Origin of the sequence: Oceanobacillus luteolus (genome assembly GCF_042678205.1) — a bacterium.
Taxonomy (GTDB): domain Bacteria; phylum Bacillota; class Bacilli; order Bacillales; family Amphibacillaceae; genus Oceanobacillus; species Oceanobacillus luteolus.
In genome coordinates this window covers 17,646-34,471 of the sequence record NZ_JBHUDE010000018.1, presented here as the reverse complement: position 1 = coordinate 34,471, position 16,826 = coordinate 17,646, and the positions used below count along the sequence as shown (strand labels likewise).

Sequence of the window (16,826 nt, the reverse complement as noted above, 5' to 3'; positions counted from 1 at the left end):
GATAGTTATATCTCCCTCTTTAATCCATCTCATTTTTTCTTTCGACTTTCTATGAACTTCAAAATTAAATCATTCACTACATCGGCAGGCAACTGATGGCCTGCCTTTGGAATAATCTTTACTTCAACATCATGTAATAGATTCTTTGCTCGGGCAGCAGCCCGTCTGGAATTATGCATAGGGCTTTTTTCTCCTAGAAGCAGGAGCGTTGATATCTTTACTGATTGGAGTTCTTCATCGCTAACATATTGTGGAGGTATACGTTGCATCTTGTAATCACGCATCGCTGCTATTACTAAATCAGTCTGCGTATTACTTGGTAAGGAGCCCGCTCCAGTCCATCGGATAAATCCACGTCGTATGGAATCTGGTCCAACTAGGCTTGCCCATAACATAAATGGCCAAGCCTTATACGAAATACCGGCTAGTGCACGTGCCGGATCGAGAAGTGTAATCGATTGAAGTGACCTAGGAGAATGTATTGCCTGGTTTAAAGTAATCCAGCCACCATAGGAGGCACCTACTAAATGTACTGCTTCTAATTTCAACTCCTGAAAGACTTCTTCTAACCAAACCACATAATCATCAGCATGCTGAATAGGTGCTGTTTGAATACTTCGCCCTGCATCTCCGATTGTATCTACCGCAAATATTCTATGGTGCTCACCAAGTGGGACAACAAAATTTGCCCATGATGCAGAAGTACTGTTTGCTCCATGCAGTAATACTATTGGGTCTCCCTGTTTATTTCCATAGGCATAAACATGTGTCGGGCCGAAACTAGTTTCCAAATTCATTTCCTCACGCGAATTCGGCCATTGTCTCATTACATCATCATATACTTTAAGAAACTCTTCCTCAGCTTCCTTGTCAACAAACGTTCCTATCCGAGGGCTTTCACTCGGACTCTTTTCTTTCATATTATTCTCCTTCCATACCTCTTCTCCGCTTTGGATTCCTTTGTTAAGTAGTGTTAGATCATCTCTATTAAAGTTTATTTTGCATGTTAGATAATAAGAATATCTAGCTTACTATCTCCTTTAAAAACTTCCTCGTCGCAAAGAAATAGTAAATGGTTTGAAAGAGTAGATATAAACCGCCAATTGTTAGAAAGTTTACAATTAGAATAGGTTCAGACATGATACCACCACTATCTTGTACAATAGTTATCACATATATAGCGCTTAAGATGATTCCAATAATTGGTGCCAAAAAGAACAAAATCCTAAGTTCGTTTGTAACCATCTTTTTGACCTCTTTTTTTGTAATCCCTATCTTATATAACTTCCTGTATTTTATTCTTTCCTGTTCAATATCCGTAAATAAATTCAAGTATAATAGAATAAACGTCGCAAAGAAAAATAAGATACTTAAAAAAGTGGATACAAAGAATATAATCCCGCCATCTATTCTACTCATATTATATTCATTTATTTTTGAAACAGGATCCAATAACTCCTCTTCAGAACATGGGGAGATTTGCCCAATAGGATACTCATCAATTTTAGGAGTTAATTGATTGCTTTCATGTAATTTTTGCTTTAATTCATTAACCGCTTCAGCTGATTGTTTCCAGTTAGTCAAATTTAGCCAATGTATCTCGGCAGGATAAACATCTAGGGAATTTCTCAACATCTCGTAATCCTTCTCATTCACTAAAATAAAATCTGGATTATAATAATGAAAACGATAATCAAATATCGGTTCAAACACCATATCCTGTAAAGCTAACGAGATGTTTTTCTCTCCATTGTCAAATTTAAATCCTTTTGTATAATCCCTGTTCTCCTCTGAAGTATCAGAACTTATCAAATAAATATACTGTCCTTCACTAATATGAAGCTGTGTTTCTGAAATTTTATTAAAACTTTCTACTGGAATAAACGTATACCTATACATAAAATTCCATTGGGGGTGGTACTCGAAATAATCAAGTGTTTCTATAAGAAGATGCTCAAGTATCACTTGATTGTTACTATTAAATATTTCAGATGCCTCATCTAAGGAGATTTTATTTTTTGTTTCTGTTTGGACAAAAGCTACATCGTATGGAAGTTCTTCTGCAATATATTCTGCATTAGAGTAAAAATTTAAGGTCATTGTACTATAAAAAATAGTCACCATTGCCATAATAATAATGAGCATGAACGTTGAATTAAGTTGCTTAATTTTATAGTCGATGTTCGTAAAAACTAAGAGTCTACGATAATAGATGTTTGGATACTTTTTAGTATACTTGAGTAAAAAACTACCAAATCGGGAAACAGCCAAATATAAACCAAGGATTAGACTAATTGTACATAAAATAAAAAGTGTGCCTTCTCCCAACTCGTATATATATTTAAAAAATTTCTGATCTAAGTTGAATTTCTTTTCATAAGTAAATATATAGAGAGTTGACATAGAAAATATAATAATTCCTATTCCCACTACACCTAAAATTGGATTTTTATGGGGCTTACTCTCCGAGATACGATCCCACTTCAAGATTTTCACAAGTTCAGTGATCTGCATCAGAATCAACGATTTACCTATCGCAACTATTAAAACAAGAAGAAATATCCCGATAGTATAAAGAAACATCTTTTCATTGAGATAAAAAGGAATATCTGTTATCCCCACATTACTCATTAAAATATGAAAAAATAAACGTGAAAATACAATTCCTGATAGAATCCCTGTTCCAATAGAAACCAGTGCAATCCCTACATTTTCGATTAATATTAATTTTATAAGATCACGATTAGTCATTCCTAAGGTCATAAATAAACCAAATTCTTTTTTCCTTCTTTTAATGAAAATAGAGTGAGCATAACTAATGAAGAATACTGTAAAAATAAGTAAAGCGATTGCTGGAATCATTAGTATTTCATTCATCCCGTGCTGAATTTGCGGATTATCAATAATTTCATTATTAAAGAATACCGTTGAAAACATAAAGAAAACCATGACAGTAAAGCTTTTGCATAAAAAATAAAAGATATATTTCCTTTTATTTACCTTTGCCATTTTCCACACAAGTTGCTTAAATGTCATAGCTTTCTCCCCCTAAGACCGCCAGACTATCCATTGTAATTGAGAGGCTGATACCGTCTAAAGGTTTTGTAGCACCAGCATCTCCTACATTCCCATATAACCTCACTAATTGATTTGCTCGTAATATATTCATTCTTCGTCCCTCTTTTAAGCATAGTAACCAAAGTAACTTCCGCCATTTATCATCTGACATCTCTAATTATGGTTAATATCCTTCCCAATGAATATGATCCCCTCCTGGGTATCTTTTATATATTAAATTGTAAACCATAAACTTTTGTTAAACAATTACAAATATTAAGTAGAAGATCATTCCACTTTTTGATTTAAAACAAGTCCGATAAAAAAACTCTTGCTAAATAAACCATACAATAAAAGAAAACAAAATAAAGAACAGCAGTGGAGCATTTCCCACTGCTGATTGATTCTTAAATACAAGGCTTATTCTCCAACGGTTGAAATTTGCCAAGTAATGCTATATTTATCTTTTACTTGCCCATATGCTGGACTAAAAGGAGTTTCCTGCAATGGCAATATGACTTCTCCACCATCTTGCAGTTTTTCGAAAATAACTTTTACTTTTTCTACATCTTTAAATAAAAGAGCAATGTTTAATTGTTCTCCAATTTGATATGGCTCTTCTGGAAAATTATCTGATATCATCAAATACGATTCACCAATTTTCAATTGCGCATGTGCAACTAAAGCTTTCATTTCATCAGATAGAGGAAATTCAGGGTTCTCAGGAAAATCACCATAAGTTTGAACACCTAAAACCTCTGCTTCCAATGCATTTTCATAAAACTTTACAACTTCTTGACCATTTCCATTCGTTCTAATATAAGGATGTACACCTAAAATCATTAAAAACAACTCTTCTTCCTTTTAAACTGAATTTGTGTTGAAGTTGGCATAAGTTTAATGGAGATCTACAACTTCCTCTCCAACAAACAAACTGCCTCAATATGATTTGTCTGGCTAAACATGTCGACTGGCTGGACTTCTTTCGTTTCATATCCGCCTTCTTCTAAGATAACTAAATCCCTTGCTAAGGTTGAGGGGTTACAAGATACGTAAACAATCCGCTTTGGCTCCATTTCAATCATCGCCTGGAGGAAGTCTACTTCACAGCCTTTACGCGGGGGATCTACAACGATCACATCTGGAGTAAAGCCTTCGTTCTTCCATTTCGGCATTACCTTCTCCGCTTCCCCTACTACAAATTCCGCATTTGTTATGCCATTGAGTTCAGCATTCATCTTGGCATCGCGTATGGCATCTGGTACTATTTCAATTCCATATACCTTCTTTGCTTTTTGAGCAAGGAATAGGGAAATTGTACCAATTCCACAGTAAGCATCGATAACCACATCATTCTCATCAATCTGTGCATACTCCAATGCTTTTTCATAGAGAACTTTTGTCTGTACTGGATTCACTTGATAGAAAGAGCGGGGCGATATCGCAAACCGGATATCCCCAATGGTGTCATATATATAATCTTCTCCCCAAATCGTCTTTGTTTTATTACCGAATATGACATTTGTCCGCTTGTTATTGATGTTATGCACAATGGACTTGATATTTGGGAATGTCTCTGTTAATTCTCGAATCAACTTGTCAGCGTGTGGTAATTTTTCTGTTCGAGTAATAAGAACAATCATGATTTCCTGTGTTTCTCTGCCTGTACGCACCATAATATGCCGAAGTACACCGCGATGGCTTTTTTCATCATATGCCTCAATTCCTATACGATTCGCGATACGACGGACAGCATGGACCATTCGGTCATTAACTTCATCTTGAATGACGCAAGTTTCCATATCCTCAATAATATCGTGACTGCGCATGCGGTAGAAGCCTGTTATCAATTCCCCATCCTTTTCTCCGACAGGGATTTGGACTTTGTTGCGGTAACGCCAAGGATCCTCAAGACCAATCGTCGGGTGTACGGGGACATGATCCAGATGAGCAATTTTCCGCAATACATTTTTTACTTGATTTTGTTTCATAAAGAGCTGGAGGTCATAACTCATATGCTGGAGCTGACATCCGCCACATTTATAATACACATTACAAGGGGGTTCCACTCTTTCCTTGCTTTCTTTCTTCAATTCAATCAGTTTACCAAAGCCAAAGTTTTTATTAACCTTAATTACTTTGACAACTGCATCTTCCCCGGGTAACCCATAGGGTACAAATATAGGATAGCCATTTATTTTACCCACTCCATTTCCTTCGTGGGTCAAATCCTCAAACTTTAAATCGATATATTCATTTTTCTTTACCGGAGCTGTTGATTTTGCCATTATTATCTTCCTTTTTTTCTTGTATATAAACCTTATCTTACCATATCTTGGTCATCTCATGCAGGCTGTCCGAATAAATAACAAAACCTTCAACTGATGATGGAGTTGAAGGTTTCAAAATAGCTAATTTTCATTTTGTTGTTCGATGAATACAGTTGGGACGATGATTTCAACATGCTGCTTCAAATTGGAGAATTCCCCAGGCAGTAATCCCCCATATTCACCATCAATATTTATTTGCATCTTCTCTGAAGGTGTTACTTTAATATTTTTTGCCCTCGCATAAAAAACATCATCACTATTTAAGTGCGCCCCTCTTAAAGCGAGGCTCGCAATATGAATGAACTCAGCTAAATTAACCTTTTTTAAAATAAGCAAGTCAAAATAACCATCATTCAATTTAGCATCAGGAGCGAGCTTTTCAAAACCACCAACTGAGTTGGAATTAGATACTAAAAACAACATAATATCCTCTTCAATTATCTCGCCATCATACTCGATTCTTGCTCTTGACGGTTTTAGTGAAGGAAGCATTTCTATACCTTTAATATAGTAGGCAAGTTGACCAAGGACCGTCTTTAGTTTGATTGGAACGTCATACGTCAGTTCAGTCAATCTACCGCCACCAGCTATATTAATGAAGTATTGCTCATTTACCTTTCCGATATCTAAATGCATTGATTGGTCAGCAGCAATGATTTCTACTGCCTTTTTTATATCACGAGGAATATGTAACGCCCTCGCAAAGTCATTAGTTGTTCCAGCTGGGATGATACCCAGTTTTGGTCGATACTCCTGTTCAGCGATACCGTTGATCACTTCGTTAATTGTACCGTCCCCGCCCGCAACAACTACAAGTTCATGTTTTCGTTCCACTGCACGCCTTGCTTCCTCTGTAGCATCCCCTTCACCTGTTGTTGCATGTGCTGACGTTTCATAACCAGCTTTCTCAAGTGTTTCCAGGATAAATGGAAGTTCACGTTTTACTGCTTCTTTTCCTGCAGTTGGATTATAAATTAATCGTGCTCTTTTCATTGAACATCCTCCCTAATGAATGTAAGGGCATCTTTGGTTAATCTCTACCATTCATCATAAGCTTTTTTACTCAATTTTAAAAGCCCGAGCTATATGCATGTATAAATTTGTCGTAAAAAAGAGAATCCCATTAATTGGGATTCTCGTAATTTCATTAACGTTTTTCAATTTCTTCTTTAAGGATTTTATTAACCATCGGCGGGTTAGCTTGTCCTTTTGTTGCTTTCATCGTTTGACCAACAAGGAAACCTAACGCACGGCCTTTACCTTCTTTATAATCAATGATGGATTGTTCATTTTCATCCAGTACTTGGTTGATGATTTCTTTCAGTTTCACAGGATCTGAGAGCTGTACAAGTCCTTTTGCTTCTACAATCTCTTCTGGATCTCCACCTTTTTCTACAATTTCTGCGAAAACTTTCTTAGCGATTTTAGAAGAAATCGTACCATCTTCAATCAGTTTAATCATTTTCGCCAGGGATTCTGGAGTAATCGCAAGCTCAGGAAGTTCCTTTAGATGCTTGTTCATATATGCGGATACTTCACCCATCAACCAGTTGGATGCTTGTTTCGTATCTGCTCCTTCAGCAATTGTCGCTTCAAAGAAATCAGCCATTTCCTTCGAGCTTGTTAGGACATTTGCATCATACTCAGAAAGTCCAAGTTCTTTCACATAACGTATACGGCGTGCATCCGGAAGTTCTGGAATTTCGTTTCTAACTCTTTCCATCCAAGCATCGTCAACATATAATGCCACAAGGTCCGGTTCTGGGAAGTAGCGGTAATCATCCGCTGCTTCTTTCACACGCATGAGAATCGTTTCTTTTGTTTTCTCATCATAACGACGAGTTTCCTGATGAATTTCTCCACCAGCAAGCAAGATTTTTTCCTGACGTTTCTCTTCAAACTCTAGTCCTTTTTGGACAAATGAGAAAGAGTTTAAGTTTTTTAGCTCCGCTTTTGTTCCGAATTTCTCTTGACCAATCGGACGAAGGGAAATATTCGCATCACAACGTAGAGAACCTTCCTCCATCTTCACGTCGGAAACACCAGTATATTGAATAATGTTCTTTAATTTTTCAAGATAAGCATAAGCTTCTTCTGGTGTACGCATGTCTGGTTCCGATACAATTTCAATAAGTGGCGAACCTGCACGGTTGAAGTCGACATACGAATATCCGTCGTCACCGTGGATTAATTTACCTGCGTCCTCTTCCATATGGACACGAGTAATACCGATTTTTTTCTTCTTACCGCCCACTTCAATTTCGATCCAACCGTTTCTGCCGATCGGAGTTTCATCCTGAGTAATTTGGTAAGCTTTCGGATTATCCGGGTAAAAATAATTTTTTCGGTCGAATGTCATATGTGTCGCGATTTCACAATTCAAAGCCATCGCAGCTTTCATTGCATAGTTCACCGCTTCTTCATTGATGACAGGAAGTGTTCCTGGGTAAGCCAAATCAATCGGATTCACATTACTATTCGGCTTGTCACCAAATGCATTCACACTCGGGCTGAAAACTTTAGATTTTGTTTTTAATTCAACGTGCACTTCTAAACCAATTACCGTTTCAAAGTTCATTTTGCTGCACCTCCAATATTGGGGCGTTGTTTATGGAAGTCTGTTGCTTGTTCAAAAGCATGCGCCACACGATAAACTGTAGCCTCATCAAAATGTTTACCGATGACTTGTAAACCGATTGGCAGACCTTCCTTAGAGAATCCACATGGTAATGATAATCCTGGTACACCAGCTAGGTTCACTGGAATCGTCAAGATATCATTCGCATACATCGTCATTGGATCATCAACTTCTTCACCAATCTTAAACGCTGTTGTTGGTGTTGTAGGTCCCATAACAACATCAAATTCCTCAAAAATCTTTTCAAAGTCATTTTTGATCAACGTACGGACTTTTTGTGCTTTTTTATAATAAGCATCGTAATAGCCTGAGCTTAATACGAAGGTTCCAAGCATGATACGACGTTTTACCTCTTCTCCAAAGCCTTCACTTCTGGAGTACTTGTACATATCGATCATGTTTTTTCCTGTTTCCGAACGGTATCCATAACGGACTCCATCGTAACGTGCAAGACTCGCAGATGCCTCAGCAGACGCAAGTAAATAGTATGCAGATAATGCATACTTAGAATGTGGTAACGATACTTCTTCCCATGTTGCACCAAGTGATTCGTATACTTTTAGAGCTGACTTGACAGCTTCTTTCACTTCTTCCGTAACGCCTTCACCGAAATACTCTTTCGGAACGGCAATTTTAAGACCTTTTACATCGTTTGTAAGAGTCTCCGTGTAAGCAGGAACTTCAAGATTTGCACTAGTAGAATCACGTTCGTCATGTCCAGCAATCACTTCTAAAACTCTTGCATTATCTTCAACAGTTCGAGTGATTGGACCAACTTGGTCTAAAGAAGACGCAAAAGCAACTAAACCAAAACGAGACACTCGGCCGTATGTTGGTTTCATACCAACCACGCCACAAAATGCAGCCGGTTGACGAATTGATCCACCAGTATCTGAACCAAGAGCGAACAGAACTTCTCCAGCTGCTACTGCAGCGGCAGAACCACCACTTGATCCTCCAGGGACATAATCTGTATTCCATGGATTTTTTGTCGATTTATAATAAGAAAACTCTGTACCAGAGCCCATTGCGAACTCGTCCATGTTTAATTTACCAATCGTTACTGACTTTTGATCCTTTAACTTTTCTACGACATTTGCATCATAAAGCGGATCATTGAAGTTATCTAACATCAGGCTGGCACAAGTAGTACGTAAGCCTTTTGTGACAATATTATCTTTTATACCAATTGGAAGTCCAAAAAGAGCCTTTTCTTCTGGGTTTTCGTCCAACTCTTTAGCTTGTTTCATCGCGTTTTCTTCATCTATGGTGATAAATGCTTGAATTTTATCTTCTACTTCGTTAATACGATCTAATGAAGTTTTCACTAGGTCTTGAACGGAAATTTCTTTATTATGTAATTTCTCTTCAAGCTCCTTAATCGAGTGGTCAAATAATGACATGAAGTTTCCTCCTTATTAAATGTTCTTATAGCTTTTATTCAGAGAGAATAGATGGAACTCGGAATTGACCGTCTTTCTGATCAGGAGCATTTTTTACAGCTTCCTCTTGGGTTATCCATTCCTTAGGTTCGTCTTTCCTCATGACATTCGTCAATTTCAATACATGGGTTGTAGGTTCTACGTCCGATGTATCTAATTCATTTAGCAGTTGAGCATGCTCAATAATCGACTTCAATTCATCCGTTAGCTTTTCAGCTTCTTCGTCAGTGATGTGAAGTCTAGCTAATTCAGCGACATGCATCACTTTTTCTTTTGAAATAACGTTTCCCATTATTTGAACCTCCTAGCATTATCAACTAAAAACCATTTATTTCATTTTTTTATTATAACACTATTGATGATAGCAGAGAAGCCTCGCTGTAAGCAAATTATCAACCAAAAGCGGAAGCGACCGTTTAGGGGCTTCCGAACTGAACTGCGGTGCAGGGAGATAAAGGAAACACGGTGAGGAACGAGCCGATGTTGACTTATCGACTGAAAGCGCAGGAAGTTCAGGCAGCCCCTGGTCGCTGAAGCTAGACGTCAACCAAAAGCAAAAGCGACCGTTTAGGGGCTTCCGAACTAAACTGCGGTGCAGGGAGATAAAGGAAACACGGTGAGGAACGAGCCGATGTTGACTTATCGACTGAAAGCGCAGGAAGTTCAGGCAGCCCCTGGTCGCTGAAGCTAGACGTCAGCCAAAAGCAGAATATACCATCTAGATATAAAAGCCTATACAAATATCAAGATTTTTAATCATTCATAAAAAAAATCCTGAAGCAGATGGTCTACTCCAGGAAAAATGTATTCATTATTGGGGATAATAAAATACTTAATAATCAGAATCAAGGTTCCATGGTGATTTTACAATAGGTGGGTGTCTTTCACCCCAAGTTGTCTCAATTGGATCTGAGTTGACTGCGAAAAATACTCCTGAAACGATTACTGCAGCTAAGGTAATACCAGCAAATAGTTTTTTCATTTTTCATCCCTCCTTTAAAGGTTTGATAACTCTCTATATGAACTATTAGCGAGTTTATAATATTTAGTTGCATCCTTATACTTATGGATGCCTTCGTAATGTTTGGCAAGCATAGATGCGAAAATCACCGTATTCGCATGGTCTTTACGTTTTATTAGTAAAGGAATAAATTTATTTTTCACAAGAGTCACAAATTTATTTGCCTGATTCGTGATGGAATAATAATAGGTATGTATGACATGGTAATAAAAATCATAAGCGTTATTCTGTGGAATTTGATCTAATAATTTTAACGCTTCATCAATCATTTCTTTGGCTTTCGTAAATTCCTCTGTAACATAGTAAACTTTGACTAAATCGGTTATTGCACCAACTTTAACCTGTTTATTTACATTTTTATCCTCTACGATTTCCAAATAAAATTTGATTGCTTCTTTATTTTTTCCTAATGTGGCATATAGGTAACCAAGGTTTTGGTTAGTTAGCTGAATAAGTTCTTGGTTGCTATTCAATCCGGCAAGATGTTTTGCGAGATTATAATTTTCAATCGCTTTATCATACATTTTAAGCCGGCGATATGATATTCCAAGTACAATATGACATTTAGCACAGTGGAGGAAATTATATTTTTTCATATAGATATCCAAAGAATAATTCGCATAAGCAATAGCTTCAAGCGTATTTCTGACTTGGCTGTATGCTATCGACATAGTATACTGCAAATCTGCAATTTCATCTTCGGGTATATCCAGATTACGTGATAATTCTTCTGCTTTTTTGTATCTTTCAATCGCGGTAGTATCTTCTCCAACTTGAGAATTATAGTTTCCACGGAATTTAAACCAGTAATAGAGTTCTCTCGTATCGAAGGAACTAGCCATTTTATTCAATTTATTGATTTGGTCCAATGCTAATTTTTCTTCGTCGAGATATAGGAAATATCTGATTTTATGAATCTCGAATAATAGTACACGATCAGATAAATTACTATCTAATAATTCCTGTAATTCATTGTATAATTCTTTGATTTCATTTCCGTCTTGCTTATCTAGAAGCATGACAAACCATTTTTCACATTTTTCCTCGATGACATCATCCATGTTGCGATCAAGTTCAATCCCAAGCCGATTACATAAGAGTTGAATGATGTGTGGGCTTGCTTCTGTTTTCAGATTCTCGATTTTTGATAAATAAGAAACGGATACAATTCCCTCCGCAAGCTCACCCAAAGTCATTTTCTGTTTTGTACGCTGCATCTTTATGAATGAGCCGATTTCAATCATCAAAGTCACCCTGCAATCTCTACTGTAATACTATTCTCGTCTATATTTGCTATATTTCTAGTATAGCATAATTTCTAAAAATTCATATTGGGAAAATAATGTCTTTTAAGGTCGATTATCAGGGTTGAATGTTTCGAATTTTCCTCTCACAAGAAAAAACCACCCTTATTTGCTCTTAAAAGCAATAAAGGTGGTTTTTTTCATTTTTAGAAAGCTATTTTAAAGCATTTCCGAGGTAGTTTTTCCTTGCATATGCTGGATGAGATAATCAGGGCCGCCAGCTTTAGAGTCAGTACCTGACATATTAAAGCCGCCAAACGGCTGGTAACCGACGATAGCTGCAGTACAGCCACGGTTAAAGTAAAGGTTTCCAACATGGAAGTCTTCACGGGCTTGTTCCAGATGCTCACGATTATTCGTAATTACTGCACCAGTCAGCCCGTATTCTGTGTTATTAGCAATTTCAATCGCTTCTTCGAAATCCTTCGCTTTTGTCAGTGCAACTACTGGACCAAAGATTTCTTCTTGCATAATACGTGCCTGAGGATCGACATCAGCAAATACAGTTGGTTTCAAGAACCAGCCTTTACTGTCGTCTCCTTCCCCACCAGTTAGAAGCTCTCCTTCTTCTTTCCCAATTTCAATATACTTCAAGATTTTATCATAAGCTGCTTGGTCAATTACCGGTCCCATAAAATGATTTTGGTCAGCAGGATCTCCAACGGTCAACTCATTTGTCAGCTCCACTACACGGTCTTTCACTTGATCGTAGACATCTTCATGAATAACTGCTCGTGAACATGCTGAACATTTTTGTCCGGAAAAGCCAAAAGCAGATTGAACGATGGATTGCGCAGCTAATTCAAGGTCTGCTTCATTGTCCACTACGATGGTATCTTTTCCACCCATTTCAAGGATGGTACGTTTAAGCCACTTTTGTCCTTCTTGGATGACCGCCGCTTTTTCAAAAATTCTAGTACCTACCTCACGGGAGCCCGTAAAGCTGATAAAGCGGGTACGTGGATGTTCAACGAGATAGTCGCCAACTTCACTTCCTGGACCTGGAATGTAGTTGACCACCCCTTTAGGCATACCAGCTTCTTCTAAAACCTCAATAAACTTATACGCAATAATTGGAGTAGTACTTGCCGGTTTAAGTAAAACGGTATTTCCAGTCACCATGGACGCAACTGTTGTACCTGCCATTATCGCAAACAAGAAATTCCATGGGGAAATAACTAATCCCACACCTAGTGGAATGTAATGGAATTGATTATGTTCAATTGGTCGACTGTTTACTTCAACACCATCTTTAATCTTCAACATTTGTCGGCCATAGTATTCTAGGAAATCGATTGCTTCTGCAGTATCCGCATCCGCTTCTTTCCATGGTTTACCACCTTCTTTAACGAGATGGGCATTAAACTCGAACTTACGCCGGCGGATAATTGCTGCTGCACGGAATAATACACCGGCACGGAATTTAGGATCCGTTTTTCTCCATGTATTAAACGTCTCATCAGCAACTTGCATGGCCTTTTCAGCAAGGTTTTTATTTGATTTAGATACATACCCTAGAATCTCCGTTTTATTGGAAGGGTTTACAACTTTGATTTTATCTTCGGTCGTTATTCTTTCTCCACCTATAACTAGTGGATATTCTTTACCGAATTCAGCTTCGATATTTTTCAAAGCTTCCTCCATTTTCTTTCGGTTCTCTTCTACAGAAAAATCTGTGAATGGTTCATGTGTGTAAGGTACTACCATGAAAAAACCTCCTTAAAATGTTATACAATCAAATTAACCTTGTATATGAATCTCAAATTCCATTGTAACGAAAATATGAAAGCGGTTCAAATATTAATAGGTTGATATATTTGTAAATTTGAAAAACCGTTTCATAACAGGTAGTTAAAACTGTTATGAAACGGCTTTTTACTAAAGAGCTATTAATGATATATATGAACGTTAGGTTTTTCCTCTCGGGCATTACGATAAATAAGACTTTCTACTTTATCATTAGATGTGACATTTATTTCGAGGTCATAGTGATTTTGGAAGATATCTCCTATCTTCTCATACACATGCTGGGTGAACCCAATTACCTCTGCTTTCCCATAAAATTGAATAGGTACTTCTATCGTCATTCGTTGTAATTCACCATTCACATAAAATCCTTTACCAATTGCTCCAACATAGTTAGGGAAGAATTTCGCAATTTCATTTCCAAATCGATTAAAGTTTTCCAAGTCAGTTAAATACTTATCTTCCGCTTCTCTCGATGGAAATAAAATATATTCCTCATCAATATCTTCCCAACCATCAATGGAACTGCTGCCACTTGGGACAATCGTTCTTGTCACGTAATTTCCTGGTACTGGTGAAGACTGCGATTCTTCACGATAGAGTGCGACCATAATGGGTACGTCAGGGACATCTTCCATTTCCCTTAATTCTTGTACGATAGTATCAGCAACTTCATATCCTTTAGCCAACATTTCATTCATGGAAATATCGTAATTGAAGGACGGTCCTCCAACCTCAACCTGATAGCGATACACTGATTTCAAGGCAATTCCAATCGAAATGCCTGCAACATGGACCGAATTACCTTCGCCAGGAAGAAGATAGTTCTGCTCTAAGATATGAGAGAATATCCTTGGATTGTCCTCATGTTTTTCACGGTCCCAACTCCTTCTTTCATCACGCGTCCCTGGGTTAAGTTCTTCGATTAAATTAATAATTGTTGATTCTGTTAAATATCTTCCTTCTTGGAAGAAATATTTTTCCGGATTGAAAACATCAAGTGAATGCCTTCTTAATCCTTCTTCCATTTCGTCGATATCCACACGATTTGCAACCTGTCGAGTGATAACTCCACGCGCCTCGCTTGTGCGATAAGGAAGAATCATCCGATAATTACTTTCTCCTAAGCGATTTCCCGGTACAATCGATGTTTCTACCTCTGAGTCATCTTCATGTTGTAAAACTTCATCATCATTTATTGATGGCGCACAACCAGCAAGCAATAGGAGTGCACTTAAAAATAGTATCTGTAATTTTTTCATTCCCCATCACTCCTCATTTAACGCTTCCAGCAGCTGCTCCTCATTCCATACAGTTATTCCGAGTTTCATTGCTTTTTCATATTTAGATCCTGCTGCTTCCCCAGCAATCACTAGGTCAGTTTTTTTACTTACACTACCTGTGACTTTACCGCCAAGTGCTTCTATTTTTTCTTTCGCTTCGTTTCTGTTCAACTGCTCGAGTTTTCCAGTAAGGACCACCGTTTTATCCGAAAATGGGGTGCCCTCTGACTGAACGTTTTTCCTCGGTCCTTTATATTCCATATTAACACCGAGTTCACTTAATTCACTGAGCAGTACGCCAACCTTTTCTTCCTCAAAATATTGCACGACGGAATCAGCCATTTTTTCTCCAATCTCATCAACTGCTACAAGCTCCTCGTAAGTTGCCTGCTGCAATCTATCCATCGTTTCAAATTCCTGTGCAAGAATCCGGGCAGCTTTTTCACCAATGAAACGTATACCTAAACCAAAGATTAATTTTTCCAATGAATTTTCTTTGGAAGCTTCAATGGCTTCAAGAAGGTTAGATACTGATTTTTCACCCATTCGTTCCAGTTTTAATAGTTCTTCCTTCTCTAAACGGTATAAATCCGCTATCGTATGAATTAATTTTGCGTTAAAAAGCTGCATGACAACTTTTTCTCCGAGACCATCAATGTTCATCGCATTTCGGGAAACAAAATGAATGATCCCTTCCATCAGTTGTGCAGGACAGTTTGGATTAATACATCTTAATGCTACCTCTTCTTCCAACCGGACGAGTTCAGCTTCACAAGCTGGACAATGGGAAGGCATCGTGAATTCAACTTCTTTCCCTGTACGTTGTTCTTTTACAGCCCGTACAACTTTAGGAATAATGTCGCCCGCTTTCTTCACAACGACTGTGTCTCCAATCCGGATATCCTGCTCCCGAATCAGATCTTCATTGTGCAGGGAAGCACGTCCCACAGTAGAACCAGCAATTCGTACAGGTTCCAAGATTCCAGTAGGTGTCACAACACCTGTCCTTCCAACGCTGAGTTCAATATCTAAGAGCTTTGTCATCACTTCTTCAGCAGGGAATTTATAGGCGATCGACCACCTTGGACTTTTAGCGGTATAGCCAAGTTCTTCTTGTTGGGCAAGGTCATCAATTTTAATGACAATACCATCAATCTCATACGGAAGATTTGGGCGTTCCTCTGTCCAGTAATTGACGAATTCCATCACTTCTTCAATCGTCTTGCATTTTCTCCATTCTGGATTCGTCTTGAAACCAAGTTCCTTCAAGCGCTCCAATCGGGCACTATGTGTAGGTAGCGTATTATTTTCCCATTCACCGACTGCATACAGGAAAACATCGAGATTTCTACTTGCAGCAATCTTCGGATCGAGTTGGCGCAATGAACCAGCAGCTGCATTACGAGGGTTGGCGAATAATTCCTGTCCTTTTTCTTCTCTTTCCTTATTTAAGTTCTCGAAAGAGCGTTTTGGCATAAACACCTCTCCGCGGACTTCCAAGGTCTCCTCATCTTTAAGAACTAGTGGAATACTCCGCACCGTCCTTAAGTTCGCCGTTATATCTTCGCCGACTGTTCCGTCTCCCCGGGTTGCGCCACGCACAAACTGTCCATTTTCATAGGTCAATGAAACAGCCAATCCATCAATCTTCAACTCACATATATAGGTGATGTCTGTACCGAGAGCATTCGTTGCCCTTCTTGCAAAATCACGCAAATCTTCTTCATTAAATGCATTCGAAAGACTAAGCATCGGCACACGATGACGCGCCTTTTCGAAGCCTTCCAACAATGTACCACCCACCCGCTGCGTCGGCGAGTCTGGAGTGATGAATTCCGGAAATTTTTCTTCCAGCTCTTCTAGTTCCTTTAACTTCGCATCGTATTCTGCATCGGGTACAGTAGGTTGATCCAGTACGTAATATTCATAGCCATATTGATTAAGTACTTCCTTTAATGCATCAATCTTTTCTTTTGCTTGTTGTTTATCCACAGAAGAAAGCACC

General features: G+C 38.1%; 14 protein-coding genes. All 14 read right to left on the bottom strand.

The window, feature by feature from the left end; translation table 11 throughout:
- Window positions 1-29: 29 nt before the first annotated feature.
- The 14 genes from ACFSBH_RS05045 to ligA all read right to left on the bottom strand — a co-directional run bounded on the left by ACFSBH_RS05045 (window position 30) and on the right by ligA (window position 16,813).
- Complete coding sequence (locus ACFSBH_RS05045; protein ID WP_251511796.1) at window positions 30-920, bottom strand: alpha/beta fold hydrolase; 891 nt, start codon at window positions 918-920, stop codon at window positions 30-32.
- Between the two features lie 103 nt (window positions 921-1,023).
- Window positions 1,024-3,036: an FtsX-like permease family protein gene (locus ACFSBH_RS05040; RefSeq protein ID WP_379596371.1), complete on the bottom strand. Its 2,013-nt coding sequence runs from the start codon at window positions 3,034-3,036 to the stop codon at window positions 1,024-1,026.
- The gene (locus tag ACFSBH_RS05035) at window positions 3,026-3,169 is read right to left on the bottom strand and encodes a hypothetical protein (protein ID WP_251511794.1); all 144 of its coding nucleotides are present in this window, start codon (window positions 3,167-3,169) and stop codon (window positions 3,026-3,028) included. The genes ACFSBH_RS05040 and ACFSBH_RS05035 overlap by 11 nt, the downstream gene beginning before the upstream one ends.
- Window positions 3,170-3,477: 308 nt before the next feature.
- Complete coding sequence (locus tag ACFSBH_RS05030; protein WP_251512026.1) at window positions 3,478-3,900, bottom strand: VOC family protein; 423 nt, start codon at window positions 3,898-3,900, stop codon at window positions 3,478-3,480.
- A gap of 65 nt (window positions 3,901-3,965) precedes the next feature.
- Window positions 3,966-5,345 (bottom strand): 23S rRNA (uracil(1939)-C(5))-methyltransferase RlmD, encoded by a 1,380-nt coding sequence (rlmD, locus tag ACFSBH_RS05025; RefSeq protein WP_251511793.1) that lies wholly within the window; start codon window positions 5,343-5,345, stop codon window positions 3,966-3,968.
- Window positions 5,346-5,468: 123 nt separating this feature from the next.
- A complete protein-coding gene (locus tag ACFSBH_RS05020) occupies window positions 5,469-6,380 on the bottom strand; it encodes a diacylglycerol kinase (protein ID WP_251511791.1) in 912 nt (303 codons plus the stop codon).
- Window positions 6,381-6,534: 154 nt separating this feature from the next.
- On the bottom strand, window positions 6,535-7,965 hold the full coding sequence (gatB, locus tag ACFSBH_RS05015; RefSeq protein ID WP_251511790.1) for an Asp-tRNA(Asn)/Glu-tRNA(Gln) amidotransferase subunit GatB: 1,431 nt from the start codon (window positions 7,963-7,965) through the stop codon (window positions 6,535-6,537).
- Window positions 7,962-9,428: an Asp-tRNA(Asn)/Glu-tRNA(Gln) amidotransferase subunit GatA gene (gene gatA, locus ACFSBH_RS05010; protein ID WP_251511788.1), complete on the bottom strand. Its 1,467-nt coding sequence runs from the start codon at window positions 9,426-9,428 to the stop codon at window positions 7,962-7,964. The genes gatB and gatA overlap by 4 nt, the downstream gene beginning before the upstream one ends.
- Before the next feature lie 34 nt (window positions 9,429-9,462).
- Entirely contained in the window at window positions 9,463-9,759 is a 297-nt protein-coding gene (gene gatC, locus ACFSBH_RS05005; protein WP_251511787.1) for an Asp-tRNA(Asn)/Glu-tRNA(Gln) amidotransferase subunit GatC, read from the bottom strand.
- A gap of 540 nt (window positions 9,760-10,299) precedes the next feature.
- Window positions 10,300-10,449 (bottom strand): hypothetical protein, encoded by a 150-nt coding sequence (locus ACFSBH_RS05000; RefSeq protein WP_251511786.1) that lies wholly within the window; start codon window positions 10,447-10,449, stop codon window positions 10,300-10,302.
- 14 nt (window positions 10,450-10,463) lie between these two features.
- Entirely contained in the window at window positions 10,464-11,732 is a 1,269-nt protein-coding gene (locus tag ACFSBH_RS04995) for a helix-turn-helix domain-containing protein (RefSeq protein ID WP_251511785.1), read from the bottom strand.
- 219 nt (window positions 11,733-11,951) lie between these two features.
- Complete coding sequence (gene pruA / locus ACFSBH_RS04990; protein WP_379596368.1) at window positions 11,952-13,499, bottom strand: L-glutamate gamma-semialdehyde dehydrogenase; 1,548 nt, start codon at window positions 13,497-13,499, stop codon at window positions 11,952-11,954.
- A gap of 182 nt (window positions 13,500-13,681) precedes the next feature.
- On the bottom strand, window positions 13,682-14,800 hold the full coding sequence (locus ACFSBH_RS04985) for a CamS family sex pheromone protein (protein ID WP_379596367.1): 1,119 nt from the start codon (window positions 14,798-14,800) through the stop codon (window positions 13,682-13,684).
- Between the two features lie 6 nt (window positions 14,801-14,806).
- Window positions 14,807-16,813, bottom strand: coding sequence for an NAD-dependent DNA ligase LigA (gene ligA / locus ACFSBH_RS04980; RefSeq protein ID WP_379596366.1), 2,007 nt, complete (start codon window positions 16,811-16,813; stop codon window positions 14,807-14,809).
- Window positions 16,814-16,826 lie beyond the last annotated feature (13 nt).

What these genes read in the sequence shown, in the direction of transcription:
- ACFSBH_RS05020 (WP_251511791.1), bottom strand. Translation starts at nt 6,380, where the DNA reads ATGAAAAGAGCACGATTAATTTATAATCCAACTGCAGGAAAAGAAGCA.
- ACFSBH_RS04995 (WP_251511785.1), bottom strand. Translation starts at nt 11,732, where the DNA reads ATGATTGAAATCGGCTCATTCATAAAGATGCAGCGTACAAAACAGAAA.
- ACFSBH_RS05000 (WP_251511786.1), bottom strand. Translation starts at nt 10,449, where the DNA reads ATGAAAAAACTATTTGCTGGTATTACCTTAGCTGCAGTAATCGTTTCA.
- ACFSBH_RS05040 (WP_379596371.1), bottom strand. Translation starts at nt 3,036, where the DNA reads ATGACATTTAAGCAACTTGTGTGGAAAATGGCAAAGGTAAATAAAAGG.
- ACFSBH_RS04985 (WP_379596367.1), bottom strand. Translation starts at nt 14,800, where the DNA reads ATGAAAAAATTACAGATACTATTTTTAAGTGCACTCCTATTGCTTGCT.
- gatC (WP_251511787.1), bottom strand. Translation starts at nt 9,759, where the DNA reads ATGGGAAACGTTATTTCAAAAGAAAAAGTGATGCATGTCGCTGAATTA.
- gatA (WP_251511788.1), bottom strand. Translation starts at nt 9,428, where the DNA reads ATGTCATTATTTGACCACTCGATTAAGGAGCTTGAAGAGAAATTACAT.
- ACFSBH_RS05045 (WP_251511796.1), bottom strand. Translation starts at nt 920, where the DNA reads ATGAAAGAAAAGAGTCCGAGTGAAAGCCCTCGGATAGGAACGTTTGTT.
- ACFSBH_RS05035 (WP_251511794.1), bottom strand. Translation starts at nt 3,169, where the DNA reads ATGAATATATTACGAGCAAATCAATTAGTGAGGTTATATGGGAATGTA.
- rlmD (WP_251511793.1), bottom strand. Translation starts at nt 5,345, where the DNA reads ATGGCAAAATCAACAGCTCCGGTAAAGAAAAATGAATATATCGATTTA.
- ACFSBH_RS05030 (WP_251512026.1), bottom strand. Translation starts at nt 3,900, where the DNA reads ATGATTTTAGGTGTACATCCTTATATTAGAACGAATGGAAATGGTCAA.
- pruA (WP_379596368.1), bottom strand. Translation starts at nt 13,499, where the DNA reads ATGGTAGTACCTTACACACATGAACCATTCACAGATTTTTCTGTAGAA.
- gatB (WP_251511790.1), bottom strand. Translation starts at nt 7,965, where the DNA reads ATGAACTTTGAAACGGTAATTGGTTTAGAAGTGCACGTTGAATTAAAA.